At 45.4% G+C, this 15,718-nt stretch carries 12 protein-coding genes; 2 read left to right on the forward strand and 10 right to left on the reverse strand.

The window, feature by feature from the left end:
* Window positions 1–34 precede the first annotated feature (34 nt).
* Window positions 35–1,372 carry a nucleobase:cation symporter-2 family protein gene (locus RA086_RS10500; protein ID WP_308703744.1) on the forward strand — a complete coding sequence of 446 codons (1,338 nt, stop codon included), beginning with the start codon at window positions 35–37 and terminating at the stop codon, window positions 1,370–1,372.
* 169 nt (window positions 1,373–1,541) lie between these two features.
* Entirely contained in the window at window positions 1,542–2,846 is a 1,305-nt protein-coding gene (locus RA086_RS10505) for an NCS2 family permease (protein WP_308704462.1), read from the forward strand.
* A gap of 97 nt (window positions 2,847–2,943) precedes the next feature.
* Here RA086_RS10505 and RA086_RS10510 read toward each other — a convergent pair whose 3' ends face one another.
* From RA086_RS10510 to purQ, 10 genes are all read right to left on the reverse strand, one after another.
* Complete coding sequence (locus RA086_RS10510; RefSeq protein WP_308703745.1) at window positions 2,944–3,474, reverse strand: DUF3278 domain-containing protein; 531 nt, start codon at window positions 3,472–3,474, stop codon at window positions 2,944–2,946.
* Window positions 3,464–3,667, reverse strand: coding sequence for a helix-turn-helix transcriptional regulator (locus RA086_RS10515; protein WP_308703746.1), 204 nt, complete (start codon window positions 3,665–3,667; stop codon window positions 3,464–3,466). The genes RA086_RS10510 and RA086_RS10515 overlap by 11 nt, the downstream gene beginning before the upstream one ends.
* A 329-nt stretch (window positions 3,668–3,996) precedes the next feature.
* A complete protein-coding gene (locus RA086_RS10520) occupies window positions 3,997–5,154 on the reverse strand; it encodes a 5-methyltetrahydropteroyltriglutamate--homocysteine S-methyltransferase (protein ID WP_308703747.1) in 1,158 nt (385 codons plus the stop codon).
* 1,847 nt (window positions 5,155–7,001) lie between these two features.
* On the reverse strand, window positions 7,002–8,237 hold the full coding sequence (gene purD, locus RA086_RS10525) for a phosphoribosylamine--glycine ligase (protein WP_308703748.1): 1,236 nt from the start codon (window positions 8,235–8,237) through the stop codon (window positions 7,002–7,004).
* 18 nt (window positions 8,238–8,255) lie between these two features.
* Complete coding sequence (gene purH, locus RA086_RS10530) at window positions 8,256–9,788, reverse strand: bifunctional phosphoribosylaminoimidazolecarboxamide formyltransferase/IMP cyclohydrolase (protein WP_308703749.1); 1,533 nt, start codon at window positions 9,786–9,788, stop codon at window positions 8,256–8,258.
* Entirely contained in the window at window positions 9,789–10,367 is a 579-nt protein-coding gene (gene purN / locus RA086_RS10535; RefSeq protein ID WP_308703750.1) for a phosphoribosylglycinamide formyltransferase, read from the reverse strand.
* Window positions 10,360–11,385 (reverse strand): phosphoribosylformylglycinamidine cyclo-ligase, encoded by a 1,026-nt coding sequence (gene purM / locus RA086_RS10540; RefSeq protein WP_308703751.1) that lies wholly within the window; start codon window positions 11,383–11,385, stop codon window positions 10,360–10,362. The genes purN and purM overlap by 8 nt, the downstream gene beginning before the upstream one ends.
* A gap of 4 nt (window positions 11,386–11,389) precedes the next feature.
* Window positions 11,390–12,838: an amidophosphoribosyltransferase gene (gene purF, locus RA086_RS10545; protein ID WP_308703752.1), complete on the reverse strand. Its 1,449-nt coding sequence runs from the start codon at window positions 12,836–12,838 to the stop codon at window positions 11,390–11,392.
* Complete coding sequence (purL, locus tag RA086_RS10550) at window positions 12,823–15,042, reverse strand: phosphoribosylformylglycinamidine synthase subunit PurL (protein WP_308703753.1); 2,220 nt, start codon at window positions 15,040–15,042, stop codon at window positions 12,823–12,825. Before purL ends, purF begins: the two co-directional genes overlap by 16 nt.
* Entirely contained in the window at window positions 15,035–15,715 is a 681-nt protein-coding gene (gene purQ, locus RA086_RS10555; RefSeq protein ID WP_308703754.1) for a phosphoribosylformylglycinamidine synthase subunit PurQ, read from the reverse strand. The genes purL and purQ overlap by 8 nt, the downstream gene beginning before the upstream one ends.
* Window positions 15,716–15,718: the final 3 nt, after the last annotated feature.

The following is a 15,718-nucleotide window of genomic DNA, read 5'->3' on the forward strand; positions in this document are numbered from 1 at the left end:
TAGGCAATTTCGCAGAATTGAGGAGGAGAATTTTTTGAAAGAAACAGTGACTACTCCTAAAATCTCCAACGTCAAAGCGGCGATTTTAGGATTTCAACATTTGTTAGCGATGTACTCTGGCGACGTCCTAGTCCCACTATTAATTGGGGCCGCACTTCACTTTAGTACTGAACAGATGACTTACTTAGTTTCAATTGATATTTTCATGTGTGGAATCGCCACATTTCTACAATTAAAACGCACGCCGATGACTGGGATTGGCCTCCCCGTCGTGCTAGGTTGTGCGGTTCAGGCGGTTAATCCACTGATTCAAATCGGTCAAACATATGGCTTAGGCACGATGTACGGTTCAATTATCGGCGCCGGAATCTTTATTTTCTTGATTGCGGGCCTCTTTTCTAAAATTAAAAGCCTCTTTCCCCCAGTCGTCACCGGGTCGTTGATTACAATCATCGGTTTTACCTTGATTCCCGTGGCGTTTGAAAACTTAGGTGGCGGTGACGCGACCGCTAAAAATTTCGGTAATTTACCCGCTTTAGGAATTGGCTTTCTGACTATTGCCATTATTTTATTAATCAGTGTCTTTGCCAAAGGGTTCATGAAATCTGTCGCCATTTTAGTTGGAATCTTAGTCGGAACGTTACTTGCCGGCATGTTCGGCATGGTCTCGCTGAAACCAGTCGCCGAAGCCAGCTGGTTTCACCTGCCAACGCTGTTCTACTTCGGCACCCCCAAGTTTGAATGGTCGTCCATTTTAACCATGATCTTAGTTTCCTTAACAACGATGGTCGAATCAACCGGCGTTTTCTTCGCTTTAGGCGACATCACCGGTCGAAAAATTGAAGGTGATGATTTAAAACGGGGCTATCGTTCCGAAGGGATTGCCGTGATCTTAGGCGGTTTGTTCAATACCTTCCCTTACTCGACTTTCTCAGAAAACGTCGGCGTGCTCCAACTTTCTGGAGTTAAAACACGAAAACCCATCTATTTCTCGGCAGCTTTCTTAGTCGTTCTAGGGCTGTTACCGAAGATTGGTGCCTTGGCGACGGTTATTCCTGACCCGGTCCTCGGTGGTGCCATGGTTGTGATGTTCGGGATCGTTGGCATTCAAGGGATTCGGATGCTTGCCCAAGTTGATTTTCGTAATAACAACAACCTGTTAGTGGCAGCTGTCTCAATCGGTTTAGGTCTCGGTGTCACGGTGCAGACCAACATCTTCCAATTCCTACCAAACTCCCTGCAAATCATGCTCGGTAACGGTGTGGTCGTCGGAAGTTTAGCGGCTGTCTTACTTAATCTACTATTCAATCGTCATGCGGCTGAAAAAAAGATCGACGATGAATCGGTCGGCTTAAACGAAGAAAATCATTAATTTTATAAAAAATATGGACCGATCTTGTCGCGACAATTGCGATTGGACCGGTCTTTTATTTGCATTGGTTTAGCATCACGGTAATTCTCCCCTACCATCCAAAAACCAGTATGTTATACTGGATAATTGTTGAATTGTTAACCTTTTATAATGTAAGGAGCGGGACAATATCTTAGAGCAATTATTTCATTTAAAGCAACGACGCACTTCTGTCCGAGCTGAACTCATTGGTGGCTTAACCACTTTTCTAGCCATGTCGTACATTTTAGCGGTAAACCCCGAACTATTGGGCAGTGCCGGAATGAACAAAACTGCGGTCTTCACGGCCACTGTTTTGGCGGCAATCGTTGGTTGTTTATTAATGGGACTGGTCGCAAACTTTCCAGTCGCCCTCGCACCCGGAATGGGACTTAACGCGTTCTTCACGTATACGGTCGTGCAAGAATGGCACATTCCTTGGCAAACCGCTTTAGCCGGCGTTTTCGTGGCTGGGATACTGTTTATTCTCCTAACACTTTCTAAGTTACGAGATAAATTGATCAACTTGATTCCTAGCGCCCTCAAATATGCCGTTTCTGCGGGGATTGGCCTTTTCATCGCTTTCTCCGGTTTACAGACTTCCGGCATTATCGTCGCCAGCAAATCCAATGCAGTCGCGTTAGGTAATTTGCACAGTCCAACCGTGTTACTGGCGATCTTCGGGATCATCGTTGGTGTCATGTTAGTGACAGCCAATGTGACCGGCGGGATTTTCTGGGGAATGTTCATCACTGCTGTGGTCGGGATGATTTTTAAAGTCATTCCACTACCCACTGGCATCATTAGTGGCGTCCCCAGTGTTCAACCAATCTTTGGGCAAGCGGTCACGCATTTAACAGACATTAACTCGTTTCAAATGATTATCGTTATTTTAACCTTCTTCATCATCGGTCTGTTTGATACATCTGGTACTTTGGTCGGCGTTGCCACTGAAGCCGGCATGGTCAATCATGACACCGGTGAAGTCAAAGGTGTTGGTAAAGCCTTGTTTAGTGGCGCTTTAGCTACTACCATTGGCGCAATCTTTGGGACATCTCCAACTACGGCCTATGTGGAATCTACTTCTGGCGTGGCCGTTGGGGCACGAACTGGCTTATCATCCGTCGTAGTCGCTGTATTATTCGCCATTGCGGCTTTCTTCTCCCCACTTTTATCCGTGATCACGTCGGCCGTCACGGCTTCGGCGCTGATTATCGTTGGGATCTTAATGTTATCAAATGTACAATATATTGATTGGACGAAGTTTGAAATTGCCGTGCCCGCCTTCTTTACCATGATCATGATGCTGTTAACTTACAGTATTTCCGAAGGCTTGGCCGTTGGCTTCATCTTCTACCCAATCACCATGACGGTTAAGGGCCGTTGGCGTGAAGTTAATGCGCTGATGTGGACCATGATGATCGTCTTCATCGCTTACTTTGCCTTTGTCGCCTAAAAAAGTTTTGTTTCAACCCTATGAACAGAAAAAAGGATTCAGAAATTTGTCGTAAATTTCTGAATCCTTTTTAATTATATCTCGAACGATGATTAAATTAGCTTTGTTTTTTTAACCGAAATAGTCGAATCAATCCCATCCAGAGACCAAAGAATATGCCGCCAAACACCGCATGCCAGATATTACTAGGCAAACGCAAAGCGTCAAAGAAGTTACTCCCATCCGCCATTACAGTATTACCGGCAGCTAAGCAGTACGTGACGACACCAAAATAGACGCCCAGTCCAAGTGCTTGCCAGCCAATTTTTCGGCGTACTTGACCAATAGATGGCTGTCCAACTTCTTGATCCGTCAGATGTGCCCGATGACTAGCAATCATCACATACGGTGCAATGATGCCCAACGAAAATACGGCAGTTGCCAGCATCAAACCAACTAAGGCCTCATAGGGTGACCGCATTCCCCACATTCCAGCGATGGCAGTAGCAAAAATCATGAAAATAAAGCAAGCTAAGAAGGCATTCGTACTGATTCGCCCCACCACTTGACGCTTATATTCATCGTAATTTCCCGTAATGCCAAAGAACCATTTGACCACTAAATCATGTAAGCTTCCCCTATTTTTCATGCCCCTGTTCCTCCCAAAATAGCTGATTAAGATCCGTATGCAATACTTGCGCCAAACGAATACAAAAATCGAGTGATGGATTATACTTGTCATTTTCAACCAAATTGATGGTTTGACGCGCAACCCCAACCGCCTGTGCTAATTCAAATTGGGTTAATTTTGCCGCCTTACGATAATCTTTCACCCGATTCAACGCAACCACTCCTTTTAAAATGTCAACTATATATGACACCACAAGTCTAACAGTCAGACTAAAAATGTCAACTATATATGACATTTAAAGCAAAAAAAATTGAAAAACCAAAAATTATTGTGAACAACACCATGTCGGCTACTGCTATTCCTGAATTAGCCGGAGGTTGTCACTGATAGACTTGATTGCGAGGGCCAAGACGTTTGTTTCTGAGACTTAAACCAGTCCCGCAACCGGAAGCAAAAAGGGACAACTAATTTTCATCTTTCAACCTTTAATAAAAAAATAAGCCATCAACCAATTTGGCTAATGACTCATCGCTGGGCTAATTAAGCACCCCAGACTTCTTCTGCAATTGATTTAACTAAGGCAATCTTTGCCCACTGCTGCGCTTCAGTGAGAACATTACCTTCTTCAGTCGAGGCAAACCCACATTGCGTACTTAAACATAGCCGGTCCAATGGAATGTATTGAGCGGCTTCATGAATACGATCAATCACCGTTTGACGATCTTCCAACTCACCTGATTTAGAAGTCAATAATCCTAAAACCACTAATTTGTGATCACTAACTAACTTCAACGGTTCGAAACCGCCGGCACGGTCACTGTCATATTCAAGGTAATAAGCTTTGACGTTTTCCCGATTAAACAAGGGATCAGCCACGGAATCGTAGCCACCGGCAGACGCCCAAGTTGAATGGTAATTTCCACGACAAATATGCGTGTTAATGGTCAAATCAGCTGGCAAGTCCTTGACAGCTTCATTATTCACTTCTAAATACAGTTGTTTGTTCTGATCCAGCACCGCATCGTTACGAGCTGAAACCTCCCCAGTTTCGGCCCCTTTAGCGTGATTCCCAGCTAACATGCCCCACGTACAGTCATCGAGTTGAATCGTTCGTGCTCCCGCGGCGTATAAATCTTCAATCACTTGATGGTAAGCTGCCGCTAAATCCTTCACGACCGCCGCATCGTTCGCATAGACTTGTCGTAATGCGGCCACGTTTTCTGGCCGCTGCAATTCGGCTAAGCATTGGGCTGGTGCCGGAATCGTTTGTTTGATTTGCGTGCCAGCACTGACATGGTCACGGACAAATTTGAAATGTTCAACAAACGGATGGTTGGCCCCAGTAATTTTGCCACTGACATAAGCCGATTCGGCACGAGTTTCTTCATCATGGAAGACATAGCCTTGTGCCAGTTGCTTCTTGGTAATTCCTTGCAAACCCCAGAAAAAGTCTAAATGCCACCAGCTCCGACGAAATTCACCATCGGAAACAGCCTTTAACCCCGCAGCTTCTTCTTTTTGAATCAAGTCAATAATGGCCGCGTCTTCCACCTTTTTAAGTCCAGCGTCATCAAGGTCACCCTTCGCAAATTGCGCGCGTGCAGTCTTTAGTGCGGCTGGTCGTAAAAAACTCCCAACAAAGTCATAGCGAAATGGTGAAGTGGTCCGATTAGAAAATGTTTGTGTTGCTGTTGTCATAATAAAAGCCCCCGTCAAATTTTGTTTTAATCATAATCAAAAAAATCGCCCCTTCTAACCACCAATGTGATTAAAAGGGACGATTTGACTGCGCGTTACCACCCTAACTTCGCCGATTGTTTGCACAATCAGCCTCAACGGTACCTGTTGATACCTGGCAAGCTAACGGTTGCAACCGGTCAGTCAGCGTGAACCGCCTGACATGCTCAGAGCTCATCTTCGACCTTAGTTTAGGACCCGTTTCCACTCGTCGGGCTCACTGTTACCTAAAACTAGGGACTACTCTTCTCTTCAACGCAAATATGAGATTACAATTAAATGATGATTAAACTATAAGTCGATTTCTCATAATTGTCAAGGGACTCTGGTCAATTTATTTTTCAGCTACACCCTTAGCACCGATATCATGCCGATGGTGATCCTATCGCTAAACAGGTTGTTTATACTTAAATATCGCACTGATCCATTACAAGCTCACAAACATAAATTTATTCAAATTTACTTAATGACACACCTTCAGAACGAGTGCCCCCATCTGAACCTACAAAGACTTAATAAATTATCGATAATGCTTATCCACAAAGTAAATCAATAAGACAATTACAACACTAAATACTGCGCTCAAACTTGCTCGAATATTAATTGAATTTATTAACGGTGAAATGAATACAATATACAAATATTGAAAAATTGCTACTGATAAGCTAATCAGCACAATTAATCGCGTATTATTTTTCATCTACTACCATCCCCAGTTATTAACCCTCTGACTGAAATAACTAAAATCAAGCCACCACTAATCACATCAAACATTGAAGCTTTTGCTTGCCCCTTATCCAAATAAATTCTGACATAATTCCAATGGATTTGACGATCATTTTTCCTGTATGACCTAGTCTGAATAGGATTCAAAGAAGCGACTTTGATTGTCATAATTGTTGTCTCAACGTTTGCCGAAGTTTCGGGAAAAGAAAAGATTGACCATAGGGTTCTAGTGATAACTAAAGACTTGTTAGCATTGTAGCTTTCTCTTTTCAGAATAACAGCATTACAAGTTGTGAATTCTTTAACAATTAAACCGTATCATATCGTTGTGTTTTTCGCAACGCCCTTTTTAAGTTTTAGTATCAGGGGATAATTTAGTATCGTTACTCCACTTAAAAGCATGCTTTTGATTATTTAAATTTAGTGATTGAGTAATATTAAAAATGTGATTTTATTAACAATATATCTTTGTGAGCTGTTTTTAGCAGAAAATATTTGCCTGTAAAATTCATCATCTAGTCCATTTTCGAACCAATATGAACTCAACATTCCAAGAACGAAGTCAACCACGATATAACAATTATCCGTCTCTGTTGACCATCCCGTTTGTTTTAGGCAGACCTGGGTAAACCACAGCAAACGAGCCAGTCAACACTGATGTTCAATCGCGATTTAGTAAAAGAAGCTTGATAAAACTAGTATCAACGAAAGGCAAATTGATATTAGGACTATTGACTAGCGCAGGGCGGGCGGGATGATGCTCAGTGGTGAAATTTTCCTTTGCTGGTGAACTTCCAGCTTAGGAAAAGCCCGGCTTGTGAGACCGTACTTTGGCTCACAAACGTGGCCACCACGTTCCAGCATCAGTCCAGACCAACCGGAGCGGCAATCTATGCTAATACAACGCGTCTCAGATTCCATTATAGCTGCTTGTAGACTTTTCTTCTTAATCTTTTATTCGATAAAAAATCAGCCACAACTTGACCTTGCAGAAACAAAAAATCATAGTGTATATCAAAAAAACGCCCTCCTAACCACTGATGTGATTAAAAGGACGATTATTTTTGTATGCTCACGCTAATTTATTTTTCAGCTAGACCTTTAGCACCGATATCATGCCGATAAATCAAGGGACCAAGCTCTAATTGAGTTAATTGTTCATAAACCACCTGTTGGGCAGTCGCCAAGTCACCAGCATGCGCTGTCAGCATCATTAACCGGCCACCGGCACTGACCAGTGCGCCGGGCTTTCCAGCCACGCTGGCATAGTCAGCGCCGGCCACAGTCGGGACGGGAACCCCGGTCTGGGTTGGCCCAGGATAACCCGGCGCTGCCAAAACGACTCCCAGATAAGTGTCAGTTGTTTGCCATTGCACGACCGGTTGGCGGTGCTGCAACAAATCACAAATGAGCTGATAGAAATCGCTTTGACATTGTGGCAATAAGATCTGCGCTTCTGGATCGCCTAACCGCAAGTTATATTCGATGACTTGCGGACCAGCCGGGGTCAGAATTCCACCAATATAAATGACCCCCTCGAAACTCAAGCCATCCGCTTTTAACCCAGCAATTGTTGGTTCAACAATCGTCGCGACTGTCTCCGCAATAATGGCCGGTGTAATTTGGGGCACGGGGGAATAAGCACCCATCCCACCTGTGTTCGGCCCTAAATCATCATCTAGTAACCGTTTATGATCTTGCGCTGTTGGCAATAAAACGTACTTGTCACCACCGACAAACACCATTTGAGAGAATTCAAAACCGGCCACATAGTCTTCAATCAAAACCGTATCGGTACTTGCAAATGCTTGGGCCAGCGCCGTTTCGGCAGTCTCCCGATCCATAGCGACCGTGACCCCTTTTCCGGCAGCCAAACCATCTACTTTAATGACTTGGGGTACCGGTTGCGCACGACTATAGGCCAAAGCTCCCGTCAAGTCATGAAACAACTGATAACCCGCTGTCGGAATCTGATGGCGTGCCATGAATTGTTTAGCAAAGACTTTCGAACTTTCTAATTGTGCCGCTGCTTGATGAGGGCCAAAAACGGCTAAGCCAGCTGCTTGAAAATAATCCACGATTCCCGCTGCTAACGGTACTTCAGGACCCACAACGGTCAGTTCAACCGTATTTTGCCGAGCAAACGACGCTAAGTCTTTGAAGGCCATTTCATCAATCGCGACCGTTTGAATGTCATCCAGCGTCATCCCAGGATTACCAGGCGCACAGTAGACCGTGTCCACTTGCGAGCTCGTTAATAGGGCTTTGGCGATGGCATGTTCCCGACCACCACTACCAATTACTAAAACTTTAGCCATAGGTTGCCATCCTTTCGCTTAATGTCGGAAGTGTCGGACACCGGTCGTGACCATGGCAATCCCATAACGGTCGGCCATATCAATCGAGTCCTGATCCTTAATACTGCCACCTGGTTGAACGATTGCCCGAATCCCATGTTGCGCAGCAAATTCAACACAGTCATTCATTGGGAAGAAGGCATCCGAAGCCAAGATCGCATTTTCGTAGCCAGGTTTACTCATAGCCTTTTCAATCGCAATCTTTGTCGAGTCAATTCGGTTCATTTGCCCAGAGCCCACGCCTAACGTCCGGTCCGCAGTTGTGACCACGATCGCATTACTCTTGACGTGTTTTACAACTTGTTGTCCGAAAGCCAAGGCCTTTAATTGTGCGGCCGTTGGTTGTTGCTTGGTAACTACGGTGAAATCGGCTGGTGTTTCAAAGGCTTGATCCACTTCTTGGCGTAATAAACCACCACCAACGGAGATTGTTTCAAACTTATCAGCGGTATGTGCCTGATCAAAGTTAACCGTCAATAAACGCACATTTTTCTTCTTGGCTAACACATCAAAAGCATCTTGATCAAAGCTAGGCGCAATAATAATTTCTAAGAAAATCTTGTGCATCTTTTCAGCCGTTGCTAAATCGACCGGCCGGTTCAACGCGATGATTCCCCCAAAAATTGAAATTGAATCTGCGGCATACGCTTTATCCCAAGCCGCTTCAATGGTGTCACCTAAACCGACCCCACAAGGATTCATATGTTTCATCGCCACCACAGCTGGGTCCGTATATTCACTGACCATATGCAGTGCGGCATCCGCATCCTTGATATTGTTATAGGATAATTCCTTACCATGTAATTGTTGTGCCCCAGTAATTGAAAACGGCGTTGGCAACGCGTTTTCATAGAAGGACGCTTTTTGATGACTATTTTCGCCATAACGAAGGGCCTGCTTTTTATCGTAAGTTAACGTTAATTTGTCTGGAAATTCATCAGTTGTTAAGTATTGGGCAATCAAGGCATCATAGCTAGCCGTGTGTTGGAACACTTTAGCCGCCAAACGTTGCCGTAATTCTGGTGTAATCGTGTCAGCTTGTAAGTCAGCCAAAATTTGATCATAATCGGCTGGATCAACAATTGGTAACACCGCCGCAAAATTTTTAGCGGCCGAACGAAGCATTGAGGGACCCCCAATATCAATTTGTTCGATAGCTTCGGCTTGGGTCACATCTGGTTGTTGAATCGTCGCTTTGAAAGGATATAAGTTAACGACAACCAGATCAATTGGCGTAATCCCCGCAGCTTCCAGTTGCGCCATATGTGCTGGTAAATCCCGCCGTGCTAATAAGCCGGCATGAACTTTAGGATGCAACGTTTTAACGCGGCCATCCAGCATTTCAGGAAAACCGGTTACTTCTTCAATCCCCGTCACTGGCAAACCGGCCGCAGCTAACGCTTTTTTAGTTCCACCAGTTGAAACTAATTCGTAGTCTAAGGCCACTAACCCTTTTGCAAAATCCGTTAAACCTTTTTTATCAGAGACACTTAATAATGCGCGCTTTGTCATTTAAATAGCTCCTTCATTGATGAGTGATTGTAAAACGTCTGGATAAAATTGATGTTCGGTTGTATGAATCCGGGTCGCTAAACTGTCGATGGTGTCACCCGGCTTGACCGGTACGCGACGCTGACCAATAATTTGACCGGTGTCGATCCCAGCGTCAATATAATGAATCGTGACCCCCGTCTCAGTGACGCCAGCAGCAAAAGCATCCTCAATCCCGTGACGTCCGGGAAACTTTGGTAGCAAGGCTGGGTGAATATTAATAATTTTATGTGGATAAGCGGTTAACAAAGTCTTGCCAATAATCCGCATGTAACCCGCTAGCAAGATGGCATCAATCTGTTGGCGTTGCAAGGCAGAGAGGATAATTGCTTCCGCTGCAGCTTTAGTCGCATAATCATGAAAATTAATCACTAATACCGGAATCTGGTCGGCTTGCGCCTTTTTGATTACCGGAGCCGTGGCTTCATCACAAACTAATAACGCAATTTCAGCCGCAATCGGTCGGGTTTTAATCGCCTGTTGTAAGGCCACAAAGTTAGTCCCCTGACCAGAAGCAAAGATTGCCAACTTTTTACGCATGTTGACCCTCCTGAAAGACGACTGGTTCGCCATGAGTTGTCACTTGACCAACTTGATAATAAGCTTGCTGGCACTGATCCAAGCTCGCTGTTAACGCGGCTAATTCAGTCGGATGAACGATCAAGACCATACCTAAGCCTAAGTTAAACGTTGATCGTAAATCATCACGTGACAGATTTCCAAGTTCAGCCAAGCGTGTCATGATTGGTGGCACCGGCCAAGTGCCAACTTCAAATTGGGCTGACAAGCCTGTTGGCAATGCCCGCGCAACATTCTCAATCAGGCCACCACCCGTAATATGTGCCAAACTTGCTACCAGATGCTGCTGCAATAACGGCAAGATCGCATCGACATAAATCTTGGTTGGTCGCAATAATTCAGTTTGTAAATCATGACCGAGTTCAGGAAACTCATGTGTCAGTTTAAAATCATGCTGTTTAAATAAAATATCCCGTACGAGACTGAACCCATTTGAATGTAAGCCGTTCGATGGTAAGCCAATCAACAGATCGCCCGCTTGGACATTTTCTGGTTTGAGTAAATCTGCACGATCAGCAATCCCAACGGCAAAGCCAGCGAGATCATAGTGATCTTGACCGTACATATCAGGCATTTCCGCTGTTTCGCCACCAATCAGCTGCGTCCCAGCTTGCTTACAACCAGCCACAACGCCCTGTAAAATGGCTTTGACACGCGCTTGATCCGTGTGGCCGAGCCCTAAATAATCCAAGAAGAACTGTGGCTTGGCACCTTGTGCTAAAATGTCATTCACACACATAGCCACGAGATCAATACCAATGGTCGTATGCTGATTGGCTTCAATTGCGATCAATAACTTGGTCCCAACACCATCCGTCCCCGCAACTAAAACGGGGTCATGGTTGACGGCCCCAGCAGCTAATGGGAATAACCCACCAAAGGCACCCAACTGGGCATTACCACTCAATTGTTTAACTTCTTTTAAGACTTCATAGCCGGCATTTAGGTCGACTCCGGCCTTTTTATATGCGTCGCTCACCTAATCACCTCTTGACTGATTTGTGCAATAATTGTCGCTGTTCTTCATCATATTCAGCCTGATAATCATATAGCGGGGTTGGGTAATCACCGTTGAAATACGCCATACATAGTCCCCCATACGGTGCGGCAACTTTTAAACTAACCGCATCAATGACACCTTGCTCACTTAAAAATCCTAATGAATCGGCACCAAACGTTTGGCACATTTCTGGAATCGTTTGTTGGGCTGCTGCTAACTCTTTAGTCGTTTGAATATCAATGCCGTAAAAGCAAGGAAAACGCAACGGTGGTGAGGCAATCCGCAAATGAACTTCCTTAGCACCGGCATCCTTTAGCAACTTCACGATACGCCGACTAGTGGTTCCCCGAACGATCGAATCGTCGATCAAGACGACCCGTTTGCCCGCAACCACCCCTTTGACTGCGGACAATTTCATCCGCACGCCTTGTTCACGCAACGCTTGGGTCGGTTGAATGAAAGTCCGTGATGAATATTGATTTTTAATCAAGCCCATTTCATAAGGTAGGCCACTCGCTTCAGCGTACCCAGTCGCCGCGGACAGTGAGGAATTGGGCACCCCCACCACAATATCTGCGTCAACCGGCTGTTCCTGAGCTAAGGCCGCGCCCATCCGTTTACGCGCCGAATGGACATTCACCCCATGAATATCCGAATCAGGGCGTGCAAAGTAGATGTATTCCATCGAACAAATCGCTAACTGCGTGTCGGTCGTATAATGATCGATCTTCAAACCGTCCGCATCAATCGTCAGTAATTCACCGGGATGCACGTCTTGAATAAAGGTTGCCCCAACGGTATCTAGGGCACACGTCTCGCTACAAACAACATAGCCACCCGTTGGCAATTGTCCAACCACTAAGGGCCGAAAGCCATTTGGATCCAACGCGGCAAATAGCCGATCATTGGTTAGCAATAAGTAAGCAAAGCCGCCATGGACTTGTCGTAAAGCATCTTTCACTTGATCCGTCAAAGTGGCGGCTGGACTGCGCCGAATTAAATGCATTAAGATCTCGCTGTCAGAACTGGCATGAAAGATCGCCCCATTTTGTTCTAATTTACGCCGTAAGGTTACCGCATTCGTTAAATTCCCGTTGTGAGCTAGCGCAAACTGCGCATCGCTAAAGTTAAATTCTAAAGGTTGAATATTTTCGACACCGTGATTGCCAGCGGTCGCATAACGAACATGGCCCACCGCCGCAGTCCCAGTTAAGCGTTCCAAACGCGCTGGATCGCGGAAAACATCCGCTAACAATCCCAGTCCCCGTTCTGATTGCAACTCACCGTGATTATTGGCAGTAATTCCTGCCCCCTCTTGACCGCGATGTTGAAGTGCGTGTAACCCGAAGTAAGTGATTTGCGCAGCATCTGGCGTTCCCCAGACGCCGAAGACCCCACACTCTTCATTTAATCCTTTTACTTCAGTAGGCATGGTAAGGCTCCTTCCCATAACCGTTTGGCAAAACTAACTTTAATATCAAAATTTTGATCCGCCGTTTCAAGCCATAGACGATCATCGGCCGTTGTGACCCCTAGATAAGTCGCATAAGGGTCCATCAAATTCTCAAACTCGGCCTTTTTAGCCGGTGAAACTGAGATGACAAATCGTGACTGGGTTTCTGCAAAGCAATTGGCAGCGGGCAATGAGCTCTTTAATTGAACGCCTAGCCCTTTACCAAAGCAGGATTCCGCAATCGTCGTAATCAGGCCACCTTCGGAAACATCATGCGCACTGGCAACCAAGCCTTTTTGAATCGCTCGTAATAATAACCGTTGATTTTGATTCTCGGTGACAAGGTCAAAATCAAAGAGTTCCCCTGAAATCGTTCCCGTCAGCATCTTTTGTAATTCACTACCGTTAAAGTCAGCACCGGTTTCCCCCAAAACATAAACCGCATCGCCAGCTTTTTTGAAGTCTTGGGTCGTAATATCACGTTGATGTTTGATCAACCCGACCATCCCAATCATTGGCGTCGGATAAATCGCTTCACCGTTAGATTCATTATTCAATGACACATTACCGGAAATAACTGGCGTATTAAAGAGTTGACATGCGCGGGCAATTCCCATTGCTGACTCATCCAAATCATAAAATTGTTCGGGTTTTTCTGGATTACCATAATTTAAGCAATCGGTAATTCCCAGCGGTTGCCCACCGCTTGCCACAATATTACGAGCAGCTTCTGCGACCGCAATCTCACCACCAACACGTGGATTTAAATACAAGTAGCGCCCATTGACATCCGTCGTCACCGCTAATGCTTTATCGGTGTGGCGAATCCGAATCACGCCCGCGTCTGATCCTGGTTTAACAACCGTATTGGTTTGAACCTGAGAGTCATACGTCTCATAAAGACTCTTTTTTGACGCAATCGTGGGTTGTTGTAGCATTTTCTTCAATGCGCCCGTCGCGTCAACGATTCGAGGCATAAATTGATGATGACTCTGTTTGTTTAATCGACTTGGACGTTTCTTTTCACGCTCATAAACTGGGGCTTTCGTTGCTAAGGCATCTACCGGTACATCGGCAACTAATTTGTCATGATGGAACAATTGATATTGATGTCCCGTCGTCACTTTACCGATGGTCACGGCGTCTAAGCCATACTTTTCAAAAACTTCATAAATTTCGGCTTCCGCGCCAGCTTTCACGCAGAGCAACATCCGTTCTTGTGATTCAGAAAGCATCAATTCAAATGCCGTCATGCCACTTTCTCGTTGTGGCACCAAATCTAGATTTAATTCCAAACCACTGCCGGCCTTAGAAGCCATCTCAGCAGAGGAAGAAACTAGCCCCGCCGCGCCCATATCTTGAATTCCGACGAGCACCTCGCGATGTTCATGGATAACTTCCAAACAAGCTTCCATCAATAATTTTTCCATAAAAGGATCGCCGACTTGTACGGCAGAACGTTGTGAAGCTTTCGCATCATTAAATTCCGCAGAAGCAAACGATGCCCCGTTGATTCCATCACGACCGGTTTTGGCACCAACATAGATCACTGCGTTGCCGACCCCGGTTGCCTGGCCCTTTTGAATGTCGGCTTGGTTTAAAATACCGACACACATCGCATTCACTAAGGGATTCTTTTGATAACTAGCGTCAAAGACCGTATCGCCACCGATCGTTGGAATTCCGATACAGTTCCCATAACCGCCAATTCCAGCAACGACTTGTTCAATTAAGTATTTAGTATGCGCATCGTTAGGTTCACCGAAACGTAAACTATCCAGCAAAGCAATCGGCCGCGCACCCATGGAAAAGATATCGCGGATAATGCCACCGACGCCAGTAGCCGCCCCTTCGTATGGTTCTACTGCTGAAGGATGATTATGACTTTCAGCCTTAAAAACGACCGCTTGACCGTCACCAATATCAATGATGCCGGCACCTTCACCAGGCCCTTCAAGCACTTGTTCGCCTTGTGTCCAAAACTTTTTCAACACGGGCTTGGAATTCTTGTAAGAACAATGTTCACTCCACATGCCTGAAAACAAACCAGCTTCGGTGTAGTTTGGTAACCGACCGAGAACTTTTTCCGAAATTAAGGCATATTCATCATCCGTTAAGCCCCACTCTTGATAAGCACGACTATCACGTAGCGCTTCCGGAGTTAACTCATTATTTTTAAGCATGGGCAACCTCCTCGTGGTTTGCTAACAGTGACTTGAAGATACCGAGGCCATCCGTTGAACCCAAAATTGCTTCAACCGCGCGTTCTGGATGCGGCATCATCCCTAAAACATTGCCTTGGCGGTTCACAATCCCCGCAATATTGGCAACACTTCCGTTGGGGTTATCGGCATATTCAAAAACAATTTGCTGATGGGCGCGTAAGTCGGCTAAAGTCGCTTCATCACAATAATAATTTCCCTCACCATGTGCGATAGGAAGTTGTAAATGGGCTTCGGCAGCATAATCACTTGTAAATTGAGTTGCCGGATTGCGAACGATCAAGTCGCTGGTTTCGCAGATAAATTTAGCGGAACGATTCGCTTGTAAGGCCCCTGGCAACAAGCCAGCTTCTGTCAAAACTTGAAACCCATTGCAGATTCCCATAACTGGTTTGCCGGTGGCCGCAAAGTCTTTAACCGCCGCCATAATTGGTGCAAAACGTGCAATTGCGCCACTGCGCAAGTAGTCACCGTACGAAAAGCCTCCTGGTAAAATCACCGCGTCGTAACCCGTTAAATCAGTCGCCGTGGCTGGAACTAATGCCGCTTCAACCTTTAACACATCACGCAACGCGTTGAGCATATCATAATCACAATTGGAGCCTGGAAAAACCGGTACGGCAAATTTCATCATAAT

The sequence above is a fragment of the Lactiplantibacillus brownii genome (assembly GCF_031085375.1).
Classification (GTDB): domain Bacteria; phylum Bacillota; class Bacilli; order Lactobacillales; family Lactobacillaceae; genus Lactiplantibacillus; species Lactiplantibacillus brownii.

Coding starts and splice junctions, on each gene's coding strand:
- RA086_RS10510 (WP_308703745.1), bottom strand. CDS start 3,474: ATGAAAAATAGGGGAAGCTTACATGATTTAGTGGTCAAATGGTTCTTT.
- RA086_RS10520 (WP_308703747.1), bottom strand. CDS start 5,154: ATGACAACAGCAACACAAACATTTTCTAATCGGACCACTTCACCATTT.
- purD (WP_308703748.1), bottom strand. CDS start 8,237: ATGGCTAAAGTTTTAGTAATTGGTAGTGGTGGTCGGGAACATGCCATC.
- purH (WP_308703749.1), bottom strand. CDS start 9,788: ATGACAAAGCGCGCATTATTAAGTGTCTCTGATAAAAAAGGTTTAACG.
- purN (WP_308703750.1), bottom strand. CDS start 10,367: ATGCGTAAAAAGTTGGCAATCTTTGCTTCTGGTCAGGGGACTAACTTT.
- purF (WP_308703752.1), bottom strand. CDS start 12,838: ATGCCTACTGAAGTAAAAGGATTAAATGAAGAGTGTGGGGTCTTCGGC.
- purL (WP_308703753.1), bottom strand. CDS start 15,042: ATGCTTAAAAATAATGAGTTAACTCCGGAAGCGCTACGTGATAGTCGT.
- purQ (WP_308703754.1), bottom strand. CDS start 15,715: ATGATGAAATTTGCCGTACCGGTTTTTCCAGGCTCCAATTGTGATTAT.